22 protein-coding genes are annotated in these 24,450 nt (G+C 67.1%); 4 read left to right on the top strand and 18 right to left on the bottom strand.

Going from position 1 to position 24,450, the window contains the following annotated elements; translation table 11 throughout:
- Nucleotides 1-26: 26 nt before the first annotated feature.
- The 17 genes from H1R19_RS17155 to H1R19_RS17075 form a co-directional block, all read right to left on the bottom strand.
- On the bottom strand, nt 27-1,544 hold the full coding sequence (locus H1R19_RS17155; protein WP_219849655.1) for a PH domain-containing protein: 1,518 nt from the start codon (nt 1,542-1,544) through the stop codon (nt 27-29).
- A complete protein-coding gene (locus H1R19_RS17150) occupies nt 1,531-2,055 on the bottom strand; it encodes a PH domain-containing protein (protein WP_188328616.1) in 525 nt (174 codons plus the stop codon). The genes H1R19_RS17155 and H1R19_RS17150 overlap by 14 nt, the downstream gene beginning before the upstream one ends.
- A 6-nt stretch (nt 2,056-2,061) precedes the next feature.
- On the bottom strand, nt 2,062-2,823 hold the full coding sequence (locus H1R19_RS17145; protein ID WP_188328615.1) for an SDR family NAD(P)-dependent oxidoreductase: 762 nt from the start codon (nt 2,821-2,823) through the stop codon (nt 2,062-2,064).
- Between the two features lie 65 nt (nt 2,824-2,888).
- Nucleotides 2,889-4,667 (bottom strand): acyl-CoA dehydrogenase, encoded by a 1,779-nt coding sequence (locus H1R19_RS17140; protein WP_219849654.1) that lies wholly within the window; start codon nt 4,665-4,667, stop codon nt 2,889-2,891.
- Between the two features lie 65 nt (nt 4,668-4,732).
- On the bottom strand, nt 4,733-6,559 hold the full coding sequence (locus H1R19_RS17135; RefSeq protein ID WP_372632418.1) for a sigma-54-dependent Fis family transcriptional regulator: 1,827 nt from the start codon (nt 6,557-6,559) through the stop codon (nt 4,733-4,735).
- 244 nt (nt 6,560-6,803) lie between these two features.
- Nucleotides 6,804-8,456, bottom strand: a complete 1,653-nt coding sequence (groL, locus tag H1R19_RS17130) for a chaperonin GroEL (RefSeq protein ID WP_188328612.1) — start codon at nt 8,454-8,456, stop codon at nt 6,804-6,806.
- A gap of 113 nt (nt 8,457-8,569) precedes the next feature.
- On the bottom strand, nt 8,570-9,595 hold the full coding sequence (locus H1R19_RS17125) for an NAD(P)-dependent alcohol dehydrogenase (protein ID WP_188328611.1): 1,026 nt from the start codon (nt 9,593-9,595) through the stop codon (nt 8,570-8,572).
- 3 nt (nt 9,596-9,598) lie between these two features.
- A complete protein-coding gene (locus tag H1R19_RS17120; RefSeq protein ID WP_219849652.1) occupies nt 9,599-10,387 on the bottom strand; it encodes an iron-sulfur cluster assembly protein in 789 nt (262 codons plus the stop codon).
- Nucleotides 10,384-11,430, bottom strand: a complete 1,047-nt coding sequence (locus tag H1R19_RS17115; protein WP_188328609.1) for an amidohydrolase family protein — start codon at nt 11,428-11,430, stop codon at nt 10,384-10,386. Before H1R19_RS17115 ends, H1R19_RS17120 begins: the two co-directional genes overlap by 4 nt.
- 187 nt (nt 11,431-11,617) lie before the next feature.
- Entirely contained in the window at nt 11,618-11,956 is a 339-nt protein-coding gene (gene mimD / locus H1R19_RS17110; protein ID WP_188328905.1) for a propane 2-monooxygenase effector subunit MimD, read from the bottom strand.
- A gap of 2 nt (nt 11,957-11,958) precedes the next feature.
- Nucleotides 11,959-13,080, bottom strand: coding sequence for an aromatic/alkene monooxygenase hydroxylase subunit beta (locus H1R19_RS17105; RefSeq protein WP_188328608.1), 1,122 nt, complete (start codon nt 13,078-13,080; stop codon nt 11,959-11,961).
- Between the two features lie 75 nt (nt 13,081-13,155).
- Complete coding sequence (locus tag H1R19_RS17100) at nt 13,156-14,196, bottom strand: 2Fe-2S iron-sulfur cluster-binding protein (RefSeq protein ID WP_188328607.1); 1,041 nt, start codon at nt 14,194-14,196, stop codon at nt 13,156-13,158.
- 104 nt (nt 14,197-14,300) lie between these two features.
- On the bottom strand, nt 14,301-15,938 hold the full coding sequence (locus H1R19_RS17095) for an aromatic/alkene/methane monooxygenase hydroxylase/oxygenase subunit alpha (protein ID WP_188328606.1): 1,638 nt from the start codon (nt 15,936-15,938) through the stop codon (nt 14,301-14,303).
- 165 nt (nt 15,939-16,103) lie between these two features.
- A complete protein-coding gene (locus H1R19_RS17090; protein WP_219849651.1) occupies nt 16,104-17,252 on the bottom strand; it encodes a helix-turn-helix transcriptional regulator in 1,149 nt (382 codons plus the stop codon).
- 32 nt (nt 17,253-17,284) lie between these two features.
- The gene (locus H1R19_RS17085; protein ID WP_219849650.1) at nt 17,285-18,667 is read right to left on the bottom strand and encodes an FAD-binding oxidoreductase; all 1,383 of its coding nucleotides are present in this window, start codon (nt 18,665-18,667) and stop codon (nt 17,285-17,287) included.
- Nucleotides 18,668-18,818: 151 nt separating this feature from the next.
- Nucleotides 18,819-20,036: a methyl acetate hydrolase AcmB gene (gene acmB / locus H1R19_RS17080; RefSeq protein ID WP_219849649.1), complete on the bottom strand. Its 1,218-nt coding sequence runs from the start codon at nt 20,034-20,036 to the stop codon at nt 18,819-18,821.
- Nucleotides 20,033-21,220, bottom strand: coding sequence for a pyridoxal phosphate-dependent aminotransferase (locus H1R19_RS17075; protein WP_188328602.1), 1,188 nt, complete (start codon nt 21,218-21,220; stop codon nt 20,033-20,035). The genes acmB and H1R19_RS17075 overlap by 4 nt, the downstream gene beginning before the upstream one ends.
- Before the next feature lie 68 nt (nt 21,221-21,288).
- Between H1R19_RS17075 and H1R19_RS17070 the strand changes: the two genes are divergently transcribed.
- Entirely contained in the window at nt 21,289-21,762 is a 474-nt protein-coding gene (locus tag H1R19_RS17070) for an NUDIX hydrolase (RefSeq protein ID WP_188328601.1), read from the top strand.
- Nucleotides 21,763-21,905: 143 nt separating this feature from the next.
- Nucleotides 21,906-22,091, top strand: a complete 186-nt coding sequence (locus tag H1R19_RS17065; RefSeq protein WP_188328600.1) for a hypothetical protein — start codon at nt 21,906-21,908, stop codon at nt 22,089-22,091.
- Here H1R19_RS17065 and H1R19_RS17060 read toward each other — a convergent pair.
- Entirely contained in the window at nt 22,088-22,714 is a 627-nt protein-coding gene (locus H1R19_RS17060) for a hypothetical protein (RefSeq protein WP_219849648.1), read from the bottom strand. The two genes, H1R19_RS17065 and H1R19_RS17060, sit on opposite strands and share 4 nt — an antisense overlap.
- Nucleotides 22,715-23,030: 316 nt before the next feature.
- On the opposite strand from H1R19_RS17060, the gene H1R19_RS17055 reads away from it, so the two are divergent.
- The gene (locus H1R19_RS17055; RefSeq protein WP_219849647.1) at nt 23,031-23,918 is read left to right on the top strand and encodes a ParA family protein; all 888 of its coding nucleotides are present in this window, start codon (nt 23,031-23,033) and stop codon (nt 23,916-23,918) included.
- Nucleotides 23,919-24,172: 254 nt separating this feature from the next.
- The gene (locus H1R19_RS17050; protein WP_188328597.1) at nt 24,173-24,448 is read left to right on the top strand and encodes a GlsB/YeaQ/YmgE family stress response membrane protein; all 276 of its coding nucleotides are present in this window, start codon (nt 24,173-24,175) and stop codon (nt 24,446-24,448) included.
- The last annotated feature ends 2 nt before the right edge of the window (nt 24,449-24,450 follow it).

Below are 24,450 nucleotides of genomic sequence, written 5' to 3'. Positions count from 1 at the left end.
CTCCGCCGGGATTCGCCCGGGGACGTTCAGGTGTCGGCCGGTCGGCGCTGGGTGAACGCGATCCGCATCCAGTCGGGCGAGACCTCCCGCGTGATCGCGACCGCGGTCTCGTCGTCGACGTCGACGAGTGCGTAGTGCTCGGATCCCGCGGCGGTGGCGAGGATCAGAGTGCCGACCCCGGCCCGTCGTTGGAAGATCGACGACCTGATCGACCATCCGATCACGCCGTCGCGGTCGACCACGGTCCGCTGCCGGGCGACGGTGGGCGAGCCGATGACGACCGACCGCGCGGTGAGGCGGTGCCCGAGGTGCCGGGCGCGGACCACGCCGAGCGCGGTCGACACGATGACCGCGACGATCCCGGCGGCGAGCCAGGGTGCCGGCAGCCATCCGGTGATCACCGCGATGCCGATTCCGACGAGCACGACGAGTCCGGCCAGGAACCCGCGGTTGAGGCGCCGGAGGAGAGCGGTCCGACCATGGCCGACAAGTGCCGTGGTGAGTTCGCGCTGTTCGTGGGTGACCAGGTCGGCCACTCGCATGGCCTCCTCGATGGGGGCGGGCGGCAGCAGGAGTGGATGTTTGGTGGCGCCGGTGGCGATCGCCTGCAGCCGTGCACCGCGCAGTGGCCGCATGAGGATCGGCTCGACGAGGTGGCTACCGCGAATCCTCTTCTCGTCGAAGCTGATCGCGGTGGTGGTGAGCAGTCCGCGTTCGGTGCGCAGGGTTCCGTCGGGGTGGCGTGTCAGGCGGAAGTTCCAATAGGACAGGACATAGCCGAGGACCGACAGCACCCCGCCGACGAGGACCACGAGAACGGTCGCCACGAGGATGATCAGTCCGAGCGGAGTGCCGCGCACCGTGTCGAGGGCGTCCCGGACGACACCCACGCCCTCGTCGAACAAGCCTGCGTCGTTGGCGATCTGGGTCGCGAGGCCGGCGGCCGCCGCGGCGATGGCGAGCCCGCCGAGCGAGAACGGGGAGTAGCGCAGCCACGACATCTGGAACCGGGCCAGCTCGTCCGGCGCGGGTACAGGTGCCGCGACGCCGTTCGCGTCCGGGACGACCGTGCCGGTGGCCTGCATCCGGGTGGCCATCAGGTTGTCGTGCAGGGCCCGCGCATCATCGACCGTCAGAGCGGTGAGGGTGACCGCCGACGCGTCGTCGTCGCCGCCCGTGCCGATCTTGACCTTCTGCAGTTTCAGCAGCCGGTGCACCAGCGACGCGGTCAGGTCGACGCTGCGGATGCGGTCCCGGCGGGCGGTGGCGACCTTGCGGGTGACCAGTCCGGAACGTACCCGGACATGGTCGTCGGTCACCTGGTATCGGGTCGTCAGCCAGGGCACGACGGTCACGAACGGCACGATCACCACGGTCGCGATCAGTGTGAACATCGGTGCGCCCTGACCCGCGAAGACGAGTGCGATCAGGACCGGGACGAGTGAGGGGAGCAGCTCGACGGGTGTGACGGCCATCATCCACGGCGACAGGCGATGCCATTCGTCGGCGGCATCGATGTGCAGACCGGACTCAGGTCGCGTCATCGGTGAACGCCTGTGTGCGGATCGTGAGGTCGGCAGCGGTCGCGCGGGCGACCTCGGCGTCGAGTCCGGTGATGTGGATGGTGCCCGCCGACGACGCGGTGGTGACGGTGAGCTGGGCCAGCTTCAGGAGTTGCTCGATCGGTCCGGCCTCGGTGTCCACCACCTGGATTCGGGCGATCGGGATGATCACCCGGTGCCGGACGAACCAGCCCGACTGTGAGTACACCGCGTCCTCGCTGACCTCCCAGCGGTGAAAACGGTAGCGCCACAGGGGGACGACGGTGGTGAACACGACGGTCAGAGCGGCGGCTGCGAGGGCCGCGGCCAGCGCGATCCAGCGTGCCTCGGCGCTCGTCGCCGCCACCACGATCGCGGCGACGAGCGCCGGGACCCCGAGGATCAGCGGACCGATGCGCCACAGGGTCTTGGCGCGGGGGTCGACCATGTTGACCGGATCACGCAGCGTGGGGTGCGGCGCCGGGGCGGCAGGGGAATCCCGTGAGGTGTCCATGTGTGGCTAGGTGAGGGTGACGCCGCCGTCGACGGCGAGTGTCTGGCCGGTGACATATCCGGCGGCCGCCGAGGACAGCCAGATCGCGGTGGCGGCGAGTTCCTCGCCGGCTCCGGTGCGTCCGAGGACCACGCGCGGCATCATCGAGTCGAGGTAGCCGGGCTTGTAGGTGTCGGTCATCTCCGACTCGAAGAAGCCGGGGGCGATGGCGTTGACCCGGATGCCCTTTCGGGTGCCCCATTGCTGCGCGAGGTCGCGGGTGAGCCCGATGATGCCAGCCTTGCTGGCGGCATATGCCGCCTGCGGCAGGCCGGCGGTGGTGAGGCCGAGGATCGAGGAGATGTTGATGACCGCACTGCCCGGCTGCATGACCCGGCCGCACGCCTGTGCCATCCAGTACGAGCCGTTGAGGTTGACGTCGATCACCCCGCGGAACTGCTCGGGCGTCTCGCGGGTCGCCGGGTAGGCGGTACCGATGCCTGCGTTGTTGATGAGGACGTCGACCTTGCCGAAGGTCTCCATCGCGGCGTCGACGACGGCCTGGCACTGTTCGGGGTCGGCGACGTCGGCCGGTACCACGAGCGCCCGGCGCCCCAGTGCCTCCACCGCGGCGGCGGTGTCGGCGAGCTTGTCCGCGCGGCGCGCCGCGAGCACCACATCGGCGCCGGCCTCGGCGAACCCCTTCGCGAACGAGACGCCCAGTCCCGACGACGCGCCGGTCACGATGACCACCTTGCCGGTGGTGTCGAACAGATCCATCACGGACATTGTTGTCTCCCTTGCTTGTTGGAGCAGCGATCAGCGCAACGGATGTGCGTGATCGGGTGTCGGTGTCAGAACCAGGCCGGATCGACGTCGAGGGTGGTGCGGTCCAGCGCGGTGAGCAGGTCGAGCTGCGGGCCGGTCTTGGGTAGTTCATACCGGAAGAAGTACTGCGCCGCGGCACGTTTTCCGTCATAGAAGTCGCCGGACCTGCCGGCGGCCGCGAGCAGCTGTTCGAGCCACATCCAGGCGATCACGATGTGACCGGTCGTCTCGAGGTAGACGGTGGCGTTGGCCAGTGACAGCTTGGGGTCGCCGGCCGACCAGATGTGGGCTGTCACCTTCACCAGCCGATCCACCGCGGACTGCAGAGCGTCGGCGTAGTCGGCGGCGGACGACACCTCACGTGCGCGCGTGACGGTGGCGCCGATGGTCTCGGCCAGTGCGGCGAGCCCGGCGCCGCCCTGCATGATCACCTTGCGGCCCAGCAGGTCGATGCCGTGGATGCCGTGCGCACCTTCGTGAATGGGGTTGAGACGGTTGTCGCGGTAGTACTGTTCGACGTCGAACTCGCGGGTGTATCCGTAACCGCCGTGAACCTGGATGGCGAGGCTGTTGGCCTCCAGGCACCACTGCGACGGCCAGCTCTTGGCTATCGGGGTCAGGACCTCGAGCAGCAGGTTCAGTCGGGCGCGTTCGTCGGTGTCGGTGGCCGTGGCGGCCTCGTCGACGAGCGTGCTGCAGTACAGCCCGAACGCGAGAGCGCCTTCGACATAGGACTTCTGGGCCAGCAGCATGCGCCGCACATCGGCATGCTCGATGATGGGCACCGGCTTGGTCGACGGGTCCTTCTGGTCGACGGGCCGGCCCTGGGTGCGCACCTTCGCGTACTCCAGCGACGCGCGATAACCGGCGTATCCCAGTGCGGTGGCGAGGAATCCGACACCGATCCGCGCCTCGTTCATCATGTGGAACATGTAGGACAGGCCGCGGTGTTGCTCGCCGACGAGGTAGCCGACAGCGCCCGGTGTCGGGTCGGGAGAGAAGGTGCCGTCGCCGAAGTTGAGCAGCGTGTTGGTGGTCGCCCGGTTGCCCATCTTGTGGTTGAGGCCGACGAGGGCGACGTCGTTGCGGGTTCCGTCGGCGAGGTACTTGGGCACGATGAACAGCGAGATCCCCTTGACGCCGGGACCGCCGCCGGGGATCTTCGCCAGCACCAGGTGCACGATGTTCTCGGTCAGTTCGTGGTCGCCCGCCGAGATCCACATCTTGGTGCCGGTGATCCGGTAGCTGCCGTCGCCGGCCGGTTCGGCCTTGGTGGTGATGTCGGCCAGCGACGATCCGGCCTGCGGCTCCGACAGGCACATCGTGCCGGAGAAGCGGCCCTCGACCATCGGGCGGACCCAGGTGTCGAGTTGTTCGGGCGTCGCGTATTCGGCGAGCAGGTTGGCGTTGCCGATGGTCAGGAAGTTGTACGACGACATGGCCGCGTTCGCCGCCTGGAACCACACCGCCGACGCCTGCCGGATGACGGTCGGCAACGCCATGCCGCCGAGTTCCTCGTCGAACGACGCGGCGATGAGTCCGGCCTTGCGGTACTCGGCGAGCCCGGCGACGACCTCGTCGGGGAGGACGACCTTGCCGTCGTCGCCCACGTACGGCTCGTTCTGATCGCCGATCTTGTTGGCGGGGGCGAAGCACTTCATCGCGATGTCGGCGCTGAGTTCGATGACCGCGTCGAAGGTCTCACGGGAATGCGCGGAGTAGCGCTCGCGCGATGTCAGCGACTCGACGTCGAGCCACTCGTACAGCAGGAACTCGAGGTCGCGCCGGGACATGGGGGTGGTCACCCGTCCATCATGCCTGGGCGGGTGTGGCATCGGGCACACACCCCGTGGGCGTATCCGGCGAGGTGTCAGATGTCGATGCCGAACTCTTTGATCTTGCGGTAGATGGTCGCGCGGGAGATGCCGAGTGCGTTCGCGGCGGCGACCTTGTTGTGGGCGTTCTCCTCCAGGCTGCGGACGATCGCATCGCGTTCGAGGGCTTCGATGCGCGTCAGTGTGTGGCGGTTCTGCGCTCGATAGGTCGGGGGCAGATGTTGGACGGTGATCGTGCCGGACCGGTGGTGGGTGACCACGTCACGCAGGGCCTGGCGCAACTCGGCGACATTGCCCGGCCAGGTGTACTTGCTCAACTGTCGCATGGCGTCGGGCGCGACGGACAGTTCGCGCCCTCGGGTGAGCTGACGCAGGAGTGTCGGCACGAGGACCTGGAGGTCTTCGATGCGGTGACGCAGCGGGGGCACCTCGATGGTGTGCGAGAAGAACGGCAGCAGGGTGGCTGCGAGGCCCGGTGCCGAGTCCTCGGCGTTGAGCGTGATCCCGAGCCAGCCGGCGTGCTCGCGGCCCTGGAGCACGTCGGCGAGATCGAGCAGCATGTCGTCGTCGAACTCGTCGATGTCGCGGATGATGACGGCGAAGTCGTCACGCTCCATCTCGGCGGCGAAGCTGTCGAGTGTGTCGGCGTCGGAGAAGTCGGCCGCGGCGAAGACCCGAATGGCGCCGCTGCGGTATTGTCCGGCGGCCGAACGCAATACGGCGGCACGTCCGCTGCCGCGTTCTCCCGAGACCGCGATCCACTGGCCGGCGCCGACGGTCTGGGCGATCCGGTCGCAACACTGCCGCCAGGACGAGCTGCGTCCGACGATGCCGGGCAGCGGGGAGGGCGTCGTCGGGCGTCGGCGCGGCGGTGACGCCGGCGTCGAATCCATCAGGTGCACATGGAACACCGCGATCCCGGCGTCGACGTCGGAGAACTGGCTCACCGACGCCAGCCGGAGGGTGCGGCCACTGGGCAGGGTGTTGACGCGACGCGTCGACTGGGTCTCGTGGATCTGGTCGACGGCGTGCTCGAGCATGGAGACCTGGTCCTGCGGGTCGATGCTCTGGCGGAGCCGGCGGTTCATCAGCACGACGTCGGCGGCGATGGCGAGCACCATCATCTGTGGTGCCCGTCGGCAGGTGGCGAGATAGGCTGCGAGAAGCCGTGATTCGCGTTCACTGGCATTGGCCAGCATCTGCTGCTCGATCTGCACGGTCGCCGATTTCGCCAGCGAGAGCAGAAGCGAACCGCCCTCCGCGACCCAGCCGGTGAGGTCCAGTGCGCCGACGACGCCGCCGGAGAACGGGTTCCGGATGGGGACGCCGGCGCAGCTGAGCTCGGCGAGGCAGCCCGCGTAGTGTTCGGCACCGGTCACCAGGGTGGCCTGGCGGGTTTCCAGGGCGGTACCGATGCCGTTGGTGCCGGCGTGCTCCTCGCTGTAGCTGTAACCGGGGGCGAGTGAGACGGCGTCGAGCCGACCCAGCAGCTCGCCGCTGCCGGTGGCACGGGAGAGCACGACACCGTCGGGTGAGGTGAGGATGATGCTGACGGGTTCGGCGGAGAGGTCCACCGCGAGCTGGTCGAGGACCGGTCGGGCGGCCGACATCAGCGGGCTGTCGGTGTTGGGTTCGCGGACGAACGGGAGCTCGAGTCGGTCGGTCTGCACCTTGAACGAGCGGGAGCGCCGCCACGAGGTGGAGATGGCATCGCGCACGGTGCCGTCGTCGCCGGCCCCGTCGGAGCCGGTCCTGTCATCGCTCAAGAACCGCTCGCGGGCTCGTGCGACGAATGTTCGCGGGTTCGCGTGAGGGTTGTGGGCGGTCGGATTCTGGGTCTGGGCCGGGGGCGGATTCTTCACCGGGACGGACAACTCCCTACTGTGATGTTGGTCTCACATCGAACAGCAGTGTATCGAATCGTTGCTGGTAGCGGGGCGAGAACAGTGCTCGGATCAGACCGGAACGCCCCGCGGTGGCACTGACGACGGCATCGGCAGTGGGCCGGCCGCGATCACACGCCGAGAACGAATCCTGATCGCGACCGGCCCGGTGTCACCGTTGTGCGGTGACACCCCCGCCGGGGTTTCGGTGCCGGGTTGGGGGCTAGTAGATGTTGGACGGACGGACCATGCCCTCGGCGAGATCACCGAAACCCGGTGCCTCGATGGCCCCGGGATGGGTCAACACCTCCTCGACGACGGCGGTCTCGGTGGTGATCAGCAGGGCCGCGATCGATGCCGCACTCTCCAGGGCGGCCTTGGTGACCTTGGCCGGATCGATGACACCTTCGTCGAACATGTCGCCGTAGTTGCCGGTCATCGCGTTGAACCCGTGTCCGAGCGGCAGGCCGCTGACGACCTTGACCACCTCCTCGCCGTCGAAGCCTGCGTTGGTGGCGATCCAGAACAGCGGCTCGGCCATCGACCGTCGCACCACGTCGATGCCCGCGCCCTCGTCTCCGGTGACCTCACCGAACGCATCGAGCGCCCGATGCGCCTGCGCAAGGGCGGTCCCGCCGCCCGAGACGATGCCGTCCTCGACCGCCGCACGCGTCGCCGCGAGCGCATCCTCGACCCGGAGCATGCGCTCCTTGAGCTCGACGCTGGTGACGCCGCCGACGCGGATGACCGCCACGCGACCGGTCAGCCGTGCGATCCGCAGCTCCAGGCTGTCGCGATCGGCGTCGATGCGTGCCCTGGCGTGCTGTGCCTCGAGCTGCTTGACACGGGCATCGACGAGAGCCTGGTCGCCGCGGGCACCGACGATCGTGGTCGCGTCCTCGGTGACGGTGATGCGATCGCACCCGCCGAGGTGGTCGAGCGAGACCTCGGACAGTTCCAGGCCGGTGTCCTTGGCGATCACGTGGCCGCCGAGAGCGACGGCGAGGTCCTCGAGTTCGGCCACGCGCCGATGGCCGAAGCCCGGGGCCCGCACCACCACCGACTGCATCGTGTGGTGCATGTTCCCGCCGACGAGCAGTTGCAACGCCGCTCCGTCGACATCCTCGGCGAGTACCAGGAGCGGCCGGTCGGCGCGCTTGGCCGCCTCGATGCTCGGCATGATCTCCTGAACGGTGGTGATCTTCTTGTTGGTGAGCAGGACCACCGGGTTGTCGAGAACCGCCTCCATACGTTCGTGGTCGGTGACCATGTAGCCGGAGATGTAGCCGTGGTCGAACTCGATGCCGTCGACGACGTCGACGGACAGGCCGAGTGTGTCGCTCTCCTCGGTGGTGATCACCCCGTTGCGCCCGACGTACTCGACTGCCGCGGCGATGGCCGAGCCGATCACCTCGTCGTCGCTGGCCGCCAGGGTGGCGATGCGTTCGAGATCGCTGCGACCGCCCAGGGCGACGGACTGTTCGGAGAGTGCCTGCACCACCGCGCCGATGGCCCGCTCGATCCCGCGGCGCACCCGCATCGGGTTGGCGCCCTGCTCGACCGCGCGCAGCCCCTCGCGAACCATCGCCTGCGCCAGCACGGTTGCGGTGGTGGTGCCGTCACCGACCACCCCGTTGGTCTTCATCGCCACCTCTTTGACCAGCTGGGCGCCCATGTTGGCGAACGGGTCGCGCAGCTGGATCTCCCGGGCGATGGTCACGCCGTCGTTGGTGATGGTCGGGGGGCCGGTGAGTTTCTCCAGGACCGCGTTGCGTCCCTTCGGTCCCAATGTCACCTTGACCGCGTCGGCGAGTGCGTTGACTCCTCGCTCGAGCCGCAGCCGCGCTTCGGCGTTGTAGCGCAACTCCTTGGCCATGGTCGTCCTGCCTTTCATCGGTGTTCTCGGCTGTGTGTTCTTCGGTGCAGATCAAAACGGTTGGGAGCCAGGGATTCTCGGTCCACGGCAGCCCGGGGGTGGTGAGCAGGAGCTCACGGGATGAGGATTGCGCGCCCACGTACCCGGCCGGCGTCGAGATCGTCGATCGCCTGCTGGAAGTCGGCGAGTGCGTAACTTGTGGTGTGCAGCTTGACCTTTCCGCGTGCGGCCAGGTCCATCAGCTCACCGAGGTCGTTGTAGGACCCCACGAGGTTGCCGATGTAGTTGATCTCCGTGGAGATCACGTCGATGGTCGGGACGTTGATGTTCTCGCCGTAGCCGACCACGAAGAAGTTGCCTGCGCGGCGGAGCATGGCGGTGCCCTCCGCGGTGGCGCCGCCCTCACCGACGAAGTCGAGCACGGCCTCGGCGCCGTGGCCGCCGGTGAGGTCGAGCACCTGCTGCACATGGGACCCGTCGGCGACGATGCCGATCTCGGCTCCGACCTCCTTCGCCAGGGCGACGGCGTCGGGGTTGCGATCGACGACGATGATCCGCACCGCGGAGATCGCGGCGAGGACCTGGATTCCGATGTGGCCCAATCCGCCTGCGCCGATCACCACGCAGGTGTCGCCGGGCCGGGTCATCCGCGCGACCTTCGCCGCCGCGTGATACGCGGTGAGTCCGGCGTCGGCGAGTGCGGCCACGTCGGCGGGCTCGAGCGAGTCGTCGATCTTGACGACGCTGCGCGCGGTGGTCTTGAGATACTCCGCATATCCGCCGTCGGTGTCGATGCCGGGGAACAGGCTGTTCTCACAGTGCACGTCGTCGCCGAATCGGCATGCGCGGCAGAGGCCGCAGGTGATGAGCGGATGCAGGATCACCTTGTCGCCGACGGCGACGTTGGTGACCGCACCACCGACCGCCTCGACCCAGCCGGCGTTCTCGTGCCCGATCGTGTAGGGCAGCGTCACACCGCTTTTGGCCTCCCACTGACCTTCGAGGATGTGGAGGTCGGTGCGGCAGACCCCGGCGCCGCCGATCCGGACGAGAACATCGAGGGGGCCGGTGATCTCCGGTTTCGGGATGTCGTTGAGTTGCAGTTTGTCGTGGTAACCGACCACCTGTACTGCGCGCATGGCCTACTCCTGTTCCGTTCGGACGTTGCTTCGGAGGTTGGTGACGACGGGGCCGGCGTGCCCGTCGCATTCGTCGTCGTCGGCGTAGCGGGTGGCGAGCAGGCCACGGCAGAAGTGGCTGTTGCCCTCCATCGAGATCCGCACCGAACGCGCGAACCGCAATCGCATCGGTACCGCCTCGGGCGACAGTGGGTTCCCCTCCTCGTCGACGACGACCAGGCTGTTGGGGCAGATGCTGAGCCCCAGCTCCATTCGACGCCGCACGAGCGCGGACTTGGCATGACCGCGCGGCAGGTCCCGCAGCGACAACCGATCCACCTCGTTCGCCGTGGTGCGTCCCGCGGAGATCTCGGCGGCCACGCACCGTTCCATCGCGGCGGTGTGCGCCTTGCGCTGGAACGTCACCCGCAGCTCGTCGAGACTGTCGAGGGCCTCCACCCCGAACGTCCCCTTGTACCCCGCATGGGCGTCGAGTCCGGCATTGATCTTGTCGCTGTCGTGATGGTCGTCGAGCAGCACCCGGACCCGGCCGATGTCCGCGATGCCCTCGAGTGCGTCGAGTGCGTCCGAACCCATCAGATACGCGAAGTTCGGCGAACAGAACGACGTGGGCAGACGCAGGTGCACGGTGACCCCGGTGTCGTCGATGCGGATCGACCGGACGAAGTTCAGCTCCGTGATCGGCTGGTCGAGTTCGGGATCGAGGACAGTGCCGAGAGCGACGAGTACGTCGTGTTCGAGGCGATCCGCGGTCCCGATGACGGATCCCCCAGGCGGCGCGACGGCGGTCATGCGTTGACCACGTCTGGTGCGCCGGCTGCCACCTCGGCTTCCGGATTCGCCGCGCTGGTGGGCAGTCTGAGTTCCTCGGGAACCTCGATGTGCGGATACAGCGCCGCCGCGTTGAGGCCGAGGATCTTCTTTTTCTGTTCGACGGTGATGGGTGCGTACTCGGTCATGTCCTCGGGAATCTGGAAGTCCACGAACCGCTCGACGAGCCACTGCGGCGTCCACAGCGCGTAGTCGCTGGCGAACAGGATCTTGTCCTCGCCGATCCAGTACAGGAGTTCGCCGATGATCTGCGCGAAGTACCGGGGGCGGGTGTGGATGAACGGGATCGCCACGGCCAGGCCGCCGAACACGTTGGACTCCTGCGTCGCGATCCAGCAGAAGTCCTCCAGGCGGGGCAGGCCGACGTGTTCGACGATGAAGTTCAGGTCCAGGTAGTCGGTGGCCACCTTGTCGACGTCGGCGACGTCGAAGGCATCGCGGTCCAGCGGCCGGATGGTGGGTCCCTTGTGCACGTGGACGTTCTTGATGCCGAGTTTGATGCACTCCTCGAGGTAGCGCCGCGACCACGCGTCGTCGAGCTTGTAACCGCGTGAGTCGCCGAACCACTCTGCGGTGTAGAGCTTCACACCCTTGAGGTTCATCGTCTCGGCATCCCGGCGCAGCTGCTCGAGACCGGCTTCGCCGTGGCGCGGGTCGTAGGCGTGGTTGTAGGTGAGCAGACCCGGGTTGTCCTCACACAGCTTCAGTGAGTCGTCGACCTGGGCGAAACCGTTGACGTAGAAGTCCTTCAGGATGGTGGCCTGGAAGATCGCGTGATCGGCCGGCCCGTCCTCGAACAGGTCGCGCATGAGGCGCTCGGGGCCGTAGTAGGTGTAGGTGTCGTAGTCCCACACCTGCTCCTCGGGGCTGAGGTTGCGGTGGTAGTCGTAGAAGCAATCGATGAACTGCTTGCCGTGAATGTTGCGCTGGTTGGATTCTCGGCCGTCCCAGAGGTGGACGTGTGCGTCGACGATGAAGTACTTCTCGCCATTCTTCTCGTACATCGATTGCTCCCTTGCGTGTGGGCTGGATTCTTGGGCTGTGACAGAACGGGTTCGAACGACAGAAGGTTCGAACGAAGGCGTGTCGGGTGATCCGGTGTCGGCGGGGGTTGGGTGCGTCGTGACCGCCGGGACTGCTCCACCGACGGTCACGACGCAAGTGTTCCGGCGATGGCCTCGACTCGGTGCCTCAGCTCGAGGCGGTGAGGTCGAAACCGATGTATTCGGCCGCGTCTTCGGGGCTGGCGAACAGGAACGTCCGGTCGTCGAGGTGCACCATCCGCCCGTAGTGGGTGGAGCTGATCTCCTCGAAGATCGATCCGTCGAAGTCCTGGCCGAGCGCGTCGGTGAGTTCGTCGTAGTCGAACTCCAGCCGGTTGACACCGTCGACGCGGATCATCGACGGGTACTCGGTGAGCTCGACTCCGTCCTTGGCGCCCATGACGTCGGCCACGACGCGGCCGATCGGGGTGTTCATCAGGGTCACGCCGCACATGTTGGAGAACTCGGTATCGGCGCCGAATTGCATTGTCACTGGGTCAACTCCTCGGGGATCGCGACATCGATCGATGTCAGTAGGTCGGAGAACTTGGCGATTGCCGCGTCCAGGCTGGTGGCGAAGGTGATCGACTTGTCCGCCGGTTGTGACCAGATCGGTTGCAGGGCACGGGCTGCGTCCAGGCACCGGGGCACCCACACCGACAGCCACTGGCCGAACAGTTCCTTGTTCCGGTCGCCGAATTCGTCGTCGCGGCGCAGGAGCCGGAACAGGTTGCGGGTGTAGGCCAGGTCGCGGTCGTAATCGTGTTCACCGGTGCCGACGATCGTCGGGGTGATGTAGTCGCCGTTGCGGGCGGCGACCTGCATGACCAGTTCGGTCCGGAACAGCGAACCGAGCAGCTGCTCGAAGACGATGTTGGTGGCGAAGAGCAGTTCGCACCAGTCGCCGACCGCGGTGAGCTGCTCGACCACCTCGCGGGTCGGCTGCCACTCGGGAGCCGACTGCCAGACCTCTTTGTGTGCAGCGCCGTCGAAGTCCTCCTCGGCCTCGGACAGATCGAGGTTGAACAGGGCGAGGTCCTGGGCGAAGCGCATCTTGTGGGCCGCGTTGACCGCCACCGCGGTGTTGATCATGTTGGTCGGGCCCGACCGCTGGATCGAGGTGAACACGTGCAACGCCAACCCGTTCTCGGCGTGCATCCAGGCGCCGAGGTTGCGCTCGATGAACTTGAGCCACGCCGAGTTCCACGAATCGTAGGCACGCGCCCGTTTGGCGTTCTGCAGACACAGGTCGACCTGGTGCACCACCGCGGAGTTGTTGCGGAAGATCGTCTGATCCCACTCCTCGTTGGGGTCGAGGAAGGCGTGCCAGTTGCTCGACTTCGCGACGGTCCACTCCTGGGGATAGCCGCCGGGACCGTCGCCGAAGCCGTAGATCCAGCCCTGGCTCAGGTGCCGTTCGGGGTCCGGCTGCACGTCGACGGTGACGTCCTCGTACATCGTCGCGCGCTTCTTGGCCGGCTGGTAGTAGCTGTACTTACGGCTCTTGGAGCTCGGGAACTCTTTGGCGCCTGCCTCGGCGTCGGTGAATTCGATGGACGGGAAACTTCGTTCCCGCCGGGTGTTCGGGGTGGGGGCGGTGGGTGCGGACATACGTGTCGTTCCTCCTCGTTCGGCGCTGTCAGGGGTGTGGCGGTCAGGGGTGTGACTGTCAGGGGTGTGAGGTGTCTAGTCGAATGCCGGGCTGGTGAACTTGTCGTAGAAGATCTGGTCTCGGGGGACCGAATGTTGTTCGGCGAGAGCCAGTGCGGCATCGACCATGGGTGGGGGACCGCAGAAATAGACCTCCGTTCGGGACAGGTCGGCCTCGCATCCGTCGACGATGTCGGTGACGTTGCCCTCGGCGACGGTCACGCCTGCGGGTGCGTCGGCGGCGGATTCGGACAGGCATGCGGTGAAGCTGAAATCGTCGATCGTCTCTCCGAGAGAGGCGATCTCGTCCAGGCAGAACAGATCGGCGGCCGTGCGCGCGCCGTAGTAGAACCGCACCGGACGTCGGATCCCGGCCTCGCTGATGTGGCGGAGCAGTGACAGCAGCGGTGCCATGCCGGCGCCGCCGCCGATGCAGACGACGGGCAGCACATGACCGTTGCGGAGTGTGCACGATCCGTACGGTCCGTTCACCATGATCTCGGTACCCTGTTCGAGCCCGTCGTCGAGCATGCCGGCGAAGACGCCGCCCGGGTACTTCTTGATGAGGAACTCGAGTGTGCCCGGGGAGTTCGGCGTGGTGGCGATGGAGAACGACCGCTTGTCCTCGGTCCCGGGGATGGTCATGTCCACGTACTGGCCGGGTTTGAACTCGAAGGTCTCCGGCTCGACGACGTCGAGTCGCAGGGACACGATGTCGGGAGTCATCGACTCCACGGCCGCGACCCGGGTGCGTACGTCCTGAATCGGTGCGCCGCCGAGCAATTCGTCTTCGTCGAAGTTGAGCAACTCGATGTCGCAGTCGCTGTAGGCGTATGTGCGGCACAGCAGCACATAACCCTCGGCCTCTTCGGCGTCGTTGCAGGCGAACGTCGAGTAGTCGTCCATCTGGACGTCGCCGTCGAGTATGTAGGACTTGCACGCCGAGCAGCGGCCTTCGCGGCATCCGTGCATGAGGTGGATGCCCTGCCGGAACGCGGCGTCGAGGATGGTCTCGTCCTCACCGACCTCCATCTCGATGTCGACGGGGGCGAAGTTGATGCGATGTGTGTCGGCCACGGAAGCTCCTGAGCGAGGGGGAAGTTCGACGAAAACGGTTCGGGCGGGAGGACGGTGGACGGCGCGGTCGCGCAGGTGCGCGCCATCCACCGCTCCCCGTCGCCTCAGGCCGGTACGGCCCCGTTGGGGTTGGCGCGGTAGGCGGCGAGGTGCGCTTCCCGCTCGGCGTCGGACATCTGGTTGAGCAGCACATTGGGACTGTTGAAGACGTTGCCGCGGACATCGTCGAGCGTCCACATCTTCTTCGGGTCGAGGTCCAGGTGCGGCTGCGGGATCAGCGTCTTGCCGTCGTCGCGGACGTAACCGAGGTCTTCGATGATGTCGGCGAGATCCTTGCCGTGATGCAGGGTCTCCCATTCACGGAAACCGGTGAGGCGACCCATGTTCGGGGTCTCCCGGCCTTCGTACTCGCCCCGGAACGCCACCGCATCGGTCCAGTAGCAGGTCTCCGAACAGTAGGTGCGCCACTGGTTGTCGACCTTCTCGGTGACCATGTCCTCGCGGATGAGCGCGGGCACCATGCACGTCCAGCACCGGTGCGGGTACTCGTAACCCACCTCTTCGAAGGCGATCGGCTTGTTGCGGCCGGGGTAGGCGAGCCGGTTGTAGTTCTCCCACCACTTGCCGAACTTGTTGTACCAGCCGGGGTACTTGTGTTCGAACCACTCGAAATCCTTGTCGGTCATGGCGTCGATCCGCCAGTAGTTGACCGGCCAGCCGGTGGCGAAGAAGCGGGCGACCTCGTGCACGTAGTGCTTGTTGGTGATCCGGTTCCACGCCTCCTCGACGAGGTCGTGCGGGATGGTGAGCCCGTACTTCTCCAGCGGCAGAAGGTAACTGCGGTAGTAGTCGTCGTAGATCCAGCGACGCCACATCTCGGCGTAGCTCTCGCGGTCCTTGCGGCGGTCCTTGGTCCCGTACTCGATGAAGGTGCCGATCGCGGCGTCGACGACGCAGTGGTTGTTCCACCAGGCGTACCGCAGGTCGCGTTCCAGTAGCGGGCGGTTGCGTTCGTCGGCCAGCGCCATCAGCAGGATGGAGTAGCCGTTGGAGATGTGTCGCGACTCGTCGGACTGCACCGAGTGGAAGACGGTGGGCAGCAGGTAGTCGCCGTTGGCGGCGGCCTCGTCGGGCATCGCGACGAAAAGCGTGTTGGTGAACGCAGTCTCGGCGACCACCGTGAGGTAGATGTTGGCCGCGGTGATGGCGTCGCCGGTGATGAAACCCTCACCGAACTGGCGGCCGATGGTGCCTGCGTAGTTGTTGGCGAAGGCCTTCTCGGTGATGTCGAAGCCCGCCGGGTCGATGTAGTTGTTCATGTACAGCTTCTTGAGGTTCATCTGGATCGTCGAATGACGGACCTCGTCGATCATCTGCACGGCCAGGCCGTTGTGGATCTCCGGGTTGGGGACCGCGTCGATGGCCATCGGCATGGCGCGGGCCGCGGAGATCTCGGGGAACGGGATGATCGACAGGAACAGCTTCTGCCATTCGAGCCAGCGTTCCTGCACCTGGCGGAACATGTTGCCGCGGATGGCGCCGTCCATGGCGCCGTACACGCGGTTGTCCTTCTCCTCTTCCATCGGGAAGTACGACCGCATGATCTGCTTGAGCGGATCCTTTTTGGGGGCCTTCTCGAAGGTGTAGTCGGTACCGAACCGGGTGGCCGGGGTCGCGAAGGTGGGCTCCCAGGACAACTCGGTGATTTTCGCATGTGCTTTTGTCAAGCTCTGCCTGCTCAAAGTGCGCCTCCTCTGTGGAGAGCCGACGGATGCCGGCCCGCATGGACTGGAGCGACTTCGATACAACCGTGTGATGTGGATTACAAACGTCTCACTGTGAGACGAGAGCGACAATCCCGCCGGGTGCGGTGTGCACGCGGCGGGATTCCTCGGCCGGACGAGGAGTTAAACGGCCTGGTCGGCCGGGCGCAACGAGCCCGACGGCAGCAGCGGGTCGTTGAGACGCTGCGCGTACTGGTCGAAGTAGATCCGGGCGATCAGCTCGCGCCTGCTGCGGACCCCGGCCTTGTCGAAGATCGACTTGAGGTGGTCCTGCACGGTGTAGGCGGAGACGTGGAGGGTTGCGGCGATGTCCTTGGTCGCCACGCCCTGCAACACCATCTGGGTGACGTCGCGTTCGCGCGAGGTGAGTCCGAAGGCCTCGACGACGAGCGGGATGATCTCGGGCGGCCGGGCCTCCTCGATGGTGATGACGACCTCGCCGACCCGGCCGTCGGCGCAGGACAGCGGGGAGGCGTGGATGACCAGCCACATGCCCGACGCCCCGCGCACCCGCAATCGCGGCGGAACCGCCGATTCGCCCGCCCCGTAACGACGGGCGGCGCCGATCAGCCCGTAGATCGGGTTCATCACCGCGGCGCCGTTCGCGCCGGAGGCGAGATCGTCTATGCGTTCCTGGCTGCCGGCGCTCATCTGGACGATCTCGTTGTCGTGGTCGATGATCAGCACCGCCGGTCCGCTCCCGGGGTCCGGGCAGGGCTCGGCGACGACGGAGCTCAGCAGCCCGACACGGACGCCGTGGGCCAGTGTGCGCGACAGCGAGGCGAGGAACTCGACCTCGTCGGCGTCGAAGGGGCGGCAACCCGAACCACTGCGGAACATGGCGATGCCCGCCCACGCCCGATCACCGTCCCGCAGCAGCACGCGCGCTTCGTCGTGGAAGCAGTACTCGGGGATCATCAACTGCGCCATGCGGTTCGAGCGTCGGGATTCGCCTTTGTGGAGCAGGTTCAGGCCCACCGCGTCACGTCTGGCCGCGGCCATCTCGCGATAGGCGGTGGGTTCGACCTGGCCGTACTCGAGGAGACCCCAGTCCGGATCCTTGTGGTCCTGGCCGAGTAGATCCCCGTACTTGCGGGCGCTCGTCAGCAGCACGGTGTGGGGGTCGAAGGTGCCGATGCACACCGCGTCGGAGGGTATGGCGCGGCCCAGTGAGGCCACCGTCTCGGCAAAGAACTCGTCGAGGCCGAGGCCGGCGTGCGCCACGACGTCGATGTCGCGCCGCACACGCTCGGCAGTCAGGCTCGATGTCATCCGTCGATTGTGGTCCTGAGCTGCATCGATGTCTATCCCACATTCGTGGGATCACCCGGTTGGAGGACGCCGGCCTGGTCGTGACGGCGACGAATCGTCTCCAGCCGCATCCGCTGGTCGGCGGGCCACATCGAGTTCCGCTCGGCTGCGGATCGCCCGCAGAAGTTCAGCAGGGCACCGCCCGAGCAGGAGGCGACGGCCTCGATGACGGCGGCGAGATGATGGCCCACCTGGTCACCGAGGGGGCCGGCGGGCACCCCGATCGCCAGGACGCAGAAGGCGCCGTCACGGCCGGTGACGGCATTGGGCGCGCGCTGCGGCCGGCGCAGGCGACCGCCGAGCAGTCGGATCTCGACGATGGCCAGGGGGCTGGCGACCTGCGGGCCGGCGGCCGCGAGCAGGGCATCGATCGCCGACGCCGGGAGATCGGTGAGGGTGCAACCTCGGTCGGCGCTCGGCATCGGGCCGGGCGGATCCATGTGCACCGCGTCGAGGGCGACGGTCGGCAGGACGTCGATGTTCTCGAGCAGGACCGGTCCGGCCGAACGCATCGGGGCGAGCAGCGCCGCCGCGGCGGCAGCATCGCCGGTGTGGGTGTAGCGCACGTGCACCACGGTCTGACCCTGCAGGGGAGCGGGGAGGTCGGGGTCCGGCGGGAGTCGAAGGATCGCCAGCGACGTACCGGCCTCCTCGGGCAGCGTCGGCGCCCACTCGCGCCAGGCGTGTGCGACGTCGGCCGCGGCCGAACCGGCGAAGAAGATCCCGCCGCCGTAGACGGTGGGCTGGTCGAAGAGATCGAACTCGAGGGCGGTGACGATGCCGAATCCGTCGCGTCCGCCGAGCAGGGCCCAGAACAGATCCGATCCGGCGGATGCGTCGACCGTGCGGACGATGCCGTCCGCGGTCACCAGTTCGATGGAACGCACATGGTCTGCGGCATAACCGAATCGGCGCCCGAGAGGACTCAGGCCGCCACCGAGTGTGTAACCGACGACGCCCACCGACGACGACGATCCGACGAGCCCGGTCAGGCCGTGCGGGGCGGTCGCGGCGGCGACATCGCGCCAGCGCACGCCCGCACCCACGCGTGCGGTCCGAGCGACCGGGTCGACGGTGATCCCGGTCATCCGCGAGGTGCTGATCACCACGGTGCCGCGACCCTCGATCGGCATGCCGTGGCCGGTGGCCCGGGCCCCGACGCGCAGACCGTTGGAGCGTGCGTAACGGATCGCGGAAGCGACGTCCTCGGCGCAGGCGGCCCCGACGACGACCTGCGCGGCGGGGATCGCGGCGAGGTTGAAGCCGGCCAGTTCGGCGGCATAGCCCTCGTCGGCGGGGGTGAGGACGGGGCCGGAGACCGACGACAACAGGGCGTCGAAGTCGGTGAAGTCGATGGGTTCGGAGGTGATGGACACGGGGATTCCTTCGCGGGCTGGGGGCGGCTGGGCCGTCGGGTGCGGTGACACCCAGAGTTGCCCAACCCCTTTTGTTCCCGCCATCCCTCGAACACGGGAAATCGCTCGCCAGCAATCTGGCCGGGGCCTCCCCCAGATCTCTGGGGGAGGGTCAGGAACCGATCGCGCGGTACGTCGCCGCCTCGAAGTCGAGATAGCCGTCCACCGAGGCGGGATCGAAGAACGGGAAGATCTGGGTTGCCCAGAGACCGGCGATCGACGTACGCGGGTCGATCCAGTAGTAGAGGTTGGCCAGGCCCGCCCATGCCTGCGAACCCGCCGGACGCCCGGTCGGGGCGTCGGCGTCGTTGATCATGAACGGATACGACCACGATTTCTTTGTGCCGGGGAAGAATTCGACGTCGTGGGTCAGGGGAGGGAACACCCCGGGCAGCTTCTTCACGGTCAGCTCGCCGATCTGGTTCCGCAGTGCCAGGTCCACGGTCTCGGGTCGCAGGATGTGTTCACCGGAGTCGGATCGGCCCTCGCGCAACCACATCCGCAGGAACTTCAGGTAGTCGGGGACCGTCGAGTAGAGCCCTTGGCCGCCCATGTCGATCTCCGGCGGGTCGGGCTGGGCCCATCGGTGATTCGGGACGAGTCGCTCGCCCTTGCGCATGTGCATGACCGCCCGCCGGTGGCGGGTGTCGTCGGAGAGCGTGAAAGCGGTGTCGGACATGCCCAACGGGGTCAGCACTCGCTGCGTCATCACCTCGCCGAGGCGACGCCCGGTGATGCCCTCGATCACCTGGCCCGCCCAGTCCAGACCGATGCCGTACTCCCATGCGGTGCCGGGGTCGAACAGCAGCGGCACACCGAGCGCGGCGGCTGTCGCGGTACCGATGTTCGGCAGGCCGTGGTCCACGGCGAGGCGGCGGTAGGTCTCGTTGAAGAAGTCGTACCCGAATCCCGCTGTGTGGGTGAGTAGTTGGTGGGTGGTGACATCGGTTGCCGGTGGCCGCAGGCGTGGTTGCCCGTCGTCGTCGAATCCCTCGATCACCTGCAGCTCGCCGATGGCGGGGACGTACTCGCGTGCCGGGGCGTGCAGGTCGAGCACCCCGTCCTCGACGAGTTGCAGAGCCACGGTCGCGGTGATCGCCTTGGTGGCCGAGAAGATGCCGAAGACCGAGTCGACGGTCATCGGCTGGTCGTCGTCGAGGGCACGTAGCCCCGCGGCCTCGAGGTGGACGGTCTGCTCGTCGGTCGTGACGCCGGCGACGACGCCGGGCACGCTCGGGTCACCGACGGTGCGATCGCGCAGTACCCGCCCGACGGCGGTGGCGAGGTCTGTGCCGGCGAAGGTCCCGCCGGTGACCTGCTCCGCGCTCACGCGCGCGTCCCCACGAAGGCGCCGAGTCGCTCGATCGCGAGGGAGAGGTCCTCGGTGGACGCGGCATAGGAGAGGCGGACGTATCGGTCGGCGCCGGCGAACCCGAAATCCTTTCCCGGGGTCAGGGCGACGTGGGCCTCGGCCAGTGCGCGGTCGCAGAACTCCGACGACGTCAGTCCGGTGCTGCTGACGTCGATGTAGACGTAGAACGCGCCGTCGGGGACGACGGGCACGTCGAGTCCGATGGCCGCGAGGCCGTCGACGACGAGAAGTCTGCGACGTGCGAACTCGCGGCGGTTCTGCTCGGCGACCGCGAGGGAGTCGGGCGTGAAGCACGCGAGCGCCGCGTATTGCGACGGCGTGGGCGGGCACACGTAGAAGTTCTGTGCCAGGCGTTCGAGAACGCCCACCAGCTCGTCGGGCACGATGCACCAGCCCAGGCGCCAGCCGGTCATCCCGAAGTATTTGGAGAAGCTGTTGATCACCACCGTCTCGGACACGCCCGGCGCATCGGCGGCCAGGATGCTGCGCGGCGGCCGGCCGTCGGGCCCGGGATCGGACAGGCCGAGGTAGATCTCGTCGACGATCGTCCAGCCACCGCGGGCCGCGACGAGGTCACACATCGCGACGAGTTCGTCGTGGGGCATCGACGTCCCGGTCGGATTCGACGGGGTGGCGACGATGACGCCCCGGGTGGTGTCGGTCCAGGCGGCGTCGACGTCGGCTGTGGTGAGCTGGAACCGTTGCTCGGCGGTGGTCGGCAGGAGGGTGACCCGCGCGCCGAAGGCGTGGGCGAACTGCCGGTTGCACGGATACGACGGGTCGCCGATGAGTACGCCGTCGCCCGGGTCGACGAGCGCGGCACATGCCATCAGCAGGGCCGCCGACGCGCCGGAGGTGACCGCCACCCGTGACGGGTCGACGTCGGCACCGAAGTGATGGTTGTAGAAGTCGGCGATCGCCGTACGCAGCTCGGGAAGTCCGAGCGCGCCGGTGTAGGCCAGCGGCCTGCCGTCGATGACCTCGCGGGCGGCGGCGAGAACGGCCGGGGGTGCACCGAAATCGGGTTCGCCGATGTTCAGTTTCACGACGGACTGGCCCTGCGCCTCCAGCTCGGCGGCGTTCCTCGCGAACTCCATCGCGTAGAACGGCGCGATGGCATCGGCTCGTCGGGAGATCCTCATGGGTGACATTGTGCGCGTACCGGGTTTCGTGCCGTGCCCACGGTCGGCCCGGAGGGCAGGATGTGGGGATGCCGATACCCGATTTCATCCGCGACCTGCGTGCCCATGTCGGCGATCGCGAACTCTGGCTCTCGGGGGTCAGCGTGGTCGTCCTCGACGACGCCGGCAGGCTGCTGCTCACCCGCCGCGTCGACAACGGGCAGTGGGCGGTCGTGTCCGGGGTGCTCGAACCGGGCGAGGAGCCGGCGCGCGCGGCTCTGCGCGAGGTGCGCGAGGAGACGTCGATCATCGCCGAGATCGATCGGCTGACCAGTATCGACGTGACCCCGCTCATCACCTACCCCAACGGCGACCGGACGCGGTACCTCGACGTCTGTTTTCTGGCACATCACGTCGAGGGTGAGCCACACGCCGCCGACGACGAGAACTCCGACGTCGCCTGGTTCGCCGCCGATGACCTGCCCGCCGATCTCACCGACACCTCACGGCTGCGCATCGAGAAGGCGCTCAGCGGCGACGCCGAGGCCTGGTTCCGGCGGTAGGGGGTCAGGCGGTAGGAGCCGATGGTGGGGGCCCGATGGGTGGGGGCCCGATGGGTGGGGCCAAGTCAGGGAAGTCCCTGAACTTCGCCCCATATGTGTGCTCAGCAGTCGATTTCCGCTGATCGCGAGTGGAAACTGATCCCATGAACACATCGACGAACACCACATCCGGCATGACTTTCTGGAAGGTCCTCGGCGTCATCGCGGTCGTACTGATCGCGCTCGCCGTACTCGGCCCGCTACTCGAGGGACTCTTCTGGATCGCCCTCGTCGCCCTCGCCCTCTACGGCGGCTACATGCTGTTCCGCTCCAAGTCGAAGGACCTCTAGGGCAGGGGGTAGCAGGCCGACATGGCGCAGACCTCGTCCGGGACCTGGACTCCCGGAAGGCCGGGGATCTCCGGCTTCGCGGGATCGGCCGGGACGCCGGGGGCGCCTTCCCCGGGTGCCGGTTGACCGGCGGCGGGGAGCGTGACGCGGATCGGCTCGGCGTCCGTCGGCGTCATCTCGGTCAACGGCGGGTTGGTGCCCCAGAACTGCTCGGCCGCACCGGTACCCGGCGGCAGGGTGATCGTCGTGCATCCCCAGTAGATGTCGTAGGTACCGTCCGGCAGCGTCGTCGAACCGGTCGGCGTGGGCGGTGTGCCCTCGGAGAGCCTCATCGGGAGCGCCTTCGACGAGCCGGGCGAGATGAGGGCGCCGAGCTGCTCGGGTGTCTGGTACCCGAAGGCGACGTTCGACGGTGAACCCCCTGCGGGCACGCCGACGACCTCGCAGCCGATCCGTTTGGCGGCATTGTTCTGGACCGTCAGTGTGATGGTGTTACCGGACACCGACGGCGTCGCGGTGACGTCGTTGGGTGCGGCGGAAGCGGCCGGAGCCATGGCGGCGCCGATCGCCAGCGCGGCACCACATGCCAAGCCGGCGGAAACGTTTCGGAATCGGATGGTCATACGATTGTCCTTCCCTTGCGGGAGTCGTCAAAAACCCACGACAACAAGTCATTTCGATTGGCAAGAAAGACCGAACATATTGCCACCGAACCTATTGCTGGGCGGCACGGTGATGTTCGGTGAAAGCCATTCTTGCAGATTCGGTGAATGTTCGCAGAATCGGGGTCCGGAATTCTCGAAGAATGGATCTCCATTATCGGGGAATCATTGCCGGTGCGGCTCCCGTTCGGTCGTGACCTGCGGATACGCTGTGGCGCCCGGCCTGCTCGGTTAGTCTGACTCGCGACGCCAGGCCACCGAAGGGACCGGGGACGCCATGCCGACGGTGATCGCGACCATCAGCCTCAAGGGCGGTGTCGGGAAGACCACGCTCACGGCCGGTCTCGCCGATTTCCTCGCCGGGGTCTTCGGTAAGAAGGTGCTGCTCATCGACCTCGACGCGCAGGCCAACCTGACCACGATGATGATCGGCCAGGATCGATGGCTGGCGGCCAACGCCGCGCGGCGCACCGTTGCCACGTTGTTCGCCGATGTCCTCGACGGCACGCACACCTTCGATCTCGAACGGACCGTGCAGCGCGACGTCTCGTCGGTCGCCGGACTGGCCGGCATCGACCTGCTCCCGTCGTCGCTGGACCTGATCGATCTGGCCGAGGAGATGAGTGCACACAGGGTCGCGGCAGATGATCACCTCGCGGCCGTCGACGTCCTGCGGCACGCGGTCACCCCGATCCTCGGGCGCTACGACTACGTCCTCCTCGACTGCCCGCCCAACGTCGGGCCGTTCAGCCTCAACGGCTTGGCGATTGCGGCCGGTTACCTCATCCCGACGATTCCGGATGTGCTGTCCACCTATGCGATTCCCCACATCCAGCGTCAGGTCGCGGACTTCGGTGCCGAGATGGGTCGCACCATCGTCGAATTGGGTGTGGTGATCACGAAATTCCGTGCGTCGTCGACACTTCACCAGGAGACCGTGCGACAGCTCCGGCGCGATTCCACCGTGCAGAACGTGCTGCCCGTCTATCTGCACGAGGCCAACGCGATCGGCGCGGCCGCGGGCCATGCGAACTGGCCGAGCCTGCACGCGAAGTACGGTTACCACGGCCATTTCGACCAGTTCCGGGAGCTGACCCGGGCGATCATGGTGGAGGCCGACGCAAAGCTCTCGCCGTCGAACTCACACCGGAACCTCGGCGCCTGAGGTGGGGTGAGGCCACCGGAGTCGACCTCGCCGACCCCACCGATCCGGTCACCGAGTCCTGTGAGATCGAGGTCACCTGCCCTGACCTCGCGTTTGCGGTGGTGGGCGCCGGAAAGGTCTCGATGCGACACCCAGTTCGGGCGGGCATGTGTGAACCGTGATCCGTCTGGGTAGGTTGAGTCGCGTAGTAAATCGGACGATTCGATTCGGGCGATTTCCATACGCAGGATTAACGACGACCTGAGGAGGCACATATGCTCGGAATTGGCATCATTGCGTGGATCATCATCGGCGGACTCGCCGGTTGGATCGCGAGCAAGCTCATGAAGACCGATGCACAACAGGGGATCATCCTCAACATCGTGGTGGGCATCGTCGGCGGACTGCTGGGCGGTTTCCTGCTCAAGGTGTTCGGCGTCGACGTCGAGGGAGCCGGCTGGATCTTCAGTTTCATCACCTGCCTGGCAGGCGCATGCATCTTGCTGTTCCTCGTCAAGCTGGTCACCGGCCGCGGCCGTACCCGCGTCTGACA

The sequence above is a fragment of the Gordonia jinghuaiqii genome (assembly GCF_014041935.1).
Taxonomy (GTDB): domain Bacteria; phylum Actinomycetota; class Actinomycetes; order Mycobacteriales; family Mycobacteriaceae; genus Gordonia; species Gordonia jinghuaiqii.
Note: the sequence above shows the minus strand (reverse complement) of the source record. Positions and strands in the feature narration are given on the sequence as shown.

Bases quoted from the DNA above. Each gene is read 5' to 3' on its own strand.
- H1R19_RS17155 (WP_219849655.1), bottom strand. From the start codon at position 1,544: ATGACGCGACCTGAGTCCGGTCTGCACATCGATGCCGCCGACGAATGG.
- H1R19_RS17150 (WP_188328616.1), bottom strand. From the start codon at position 2,055: ATGGACACCTCACGGGATTCCCCTGCCGCCCCGGCGCCGCACCCCACG.
- H1R19_RS17145 (WP_188328615.1), bottom strand. From the start codon at position 2,823: ATGTCCGTGATGGATCTGTTCGACACCACCGGCAAGGTGGTCATCGTG.
- groL (WP_188328612.1), bottom strand. From the start codon at position 8,456: ATGGCCAAGGAGTTGCGCTACAACGCCGAAGCGCGGCTGCGGCTCGAG.
- H1R19_RS17125 (WP_188328611.1), bottom strand. From the start codon at position 9,595: ATGCGCGCAGTACAGGTGGTCGGTTACCACGACAAACTGCAACTCAAC.
- H1R19_RS17120 (WP_219849652.1), bottom strand. From the start codon at position 10,387: ATGACCGCCGTCGCGCCGCCTGGGGGATCCGTCATCGGGACCGCGGAT.
- H1R19_RS17115 (WP_188328609.1), bottom strand. From the start codon at position 11,430: ATGTACGAGAAGAATGGCGAGAAGTACTTCATCGTCGACGCACACGTC.
- mimD (WP_188328905.1), bottom strand. From the start codon at position 11,956: ATGCAATTCGGCGCCGATACCGAGTTCTCCAACATGTGCGGCGTGACC.
- H1R19_RS17105 (WP_188328608.1), bottom strand. From the start codon at position 13,080: ATGTCCGCACCCACCGCCCCCACCCCGAACACCCGGCGGGAACGAAGT.
- H1R19_RS17090 (WP_219849651.1), bottom strand. From the start codon at position 17,252: ATGACATCGAGCCTGACTGCCGAGCGTGTGCGGCGCGACATCGACGTC.
- H1R19_RS17075 (WP_188328602.1), bottom strand. From the start codon at position 21,220: ATGAGGATCTCCCGACGAGCCGATGCCATCGCGCCGTTCTACGCGATG.
- H1R19_RS17070 (WP_188328601.1), top strand. From the start codon at position 21,289: ATGCCGATACCCGATTTCATCCGCGACCTGCGTGCCCATGTCGGCGAT.
- H1R19_RS17065 (WP_188328600.1), top strand. From the start codon at position 21,906: ATGAACACATCGACGAACACCACATCCGGCATGACTTTCTGGAAGGTC.
- H1R19_RS17060 (WP_219849648.1), bottom strand. From the start codon at position 22,714: ATGACCATCCGATTCCGAAACGTTTCCGCCGGCTTGGCATGTGGTGCC.
- H1R19_RS17055 (WP_219849647.1), top strand. From the start codon at position 23,031: ATGCCGACGGTGATCGCGACCATCAGCCTCAAGGGCGGTGTCGGGAAG.
- H1R19_RS17050 (WP_188328597.1), top strand. From the start codon at position 24,173: ATGCTCGGAATTGGCATCATTGCGTGGATCATCATCGGCGGACTCGCC.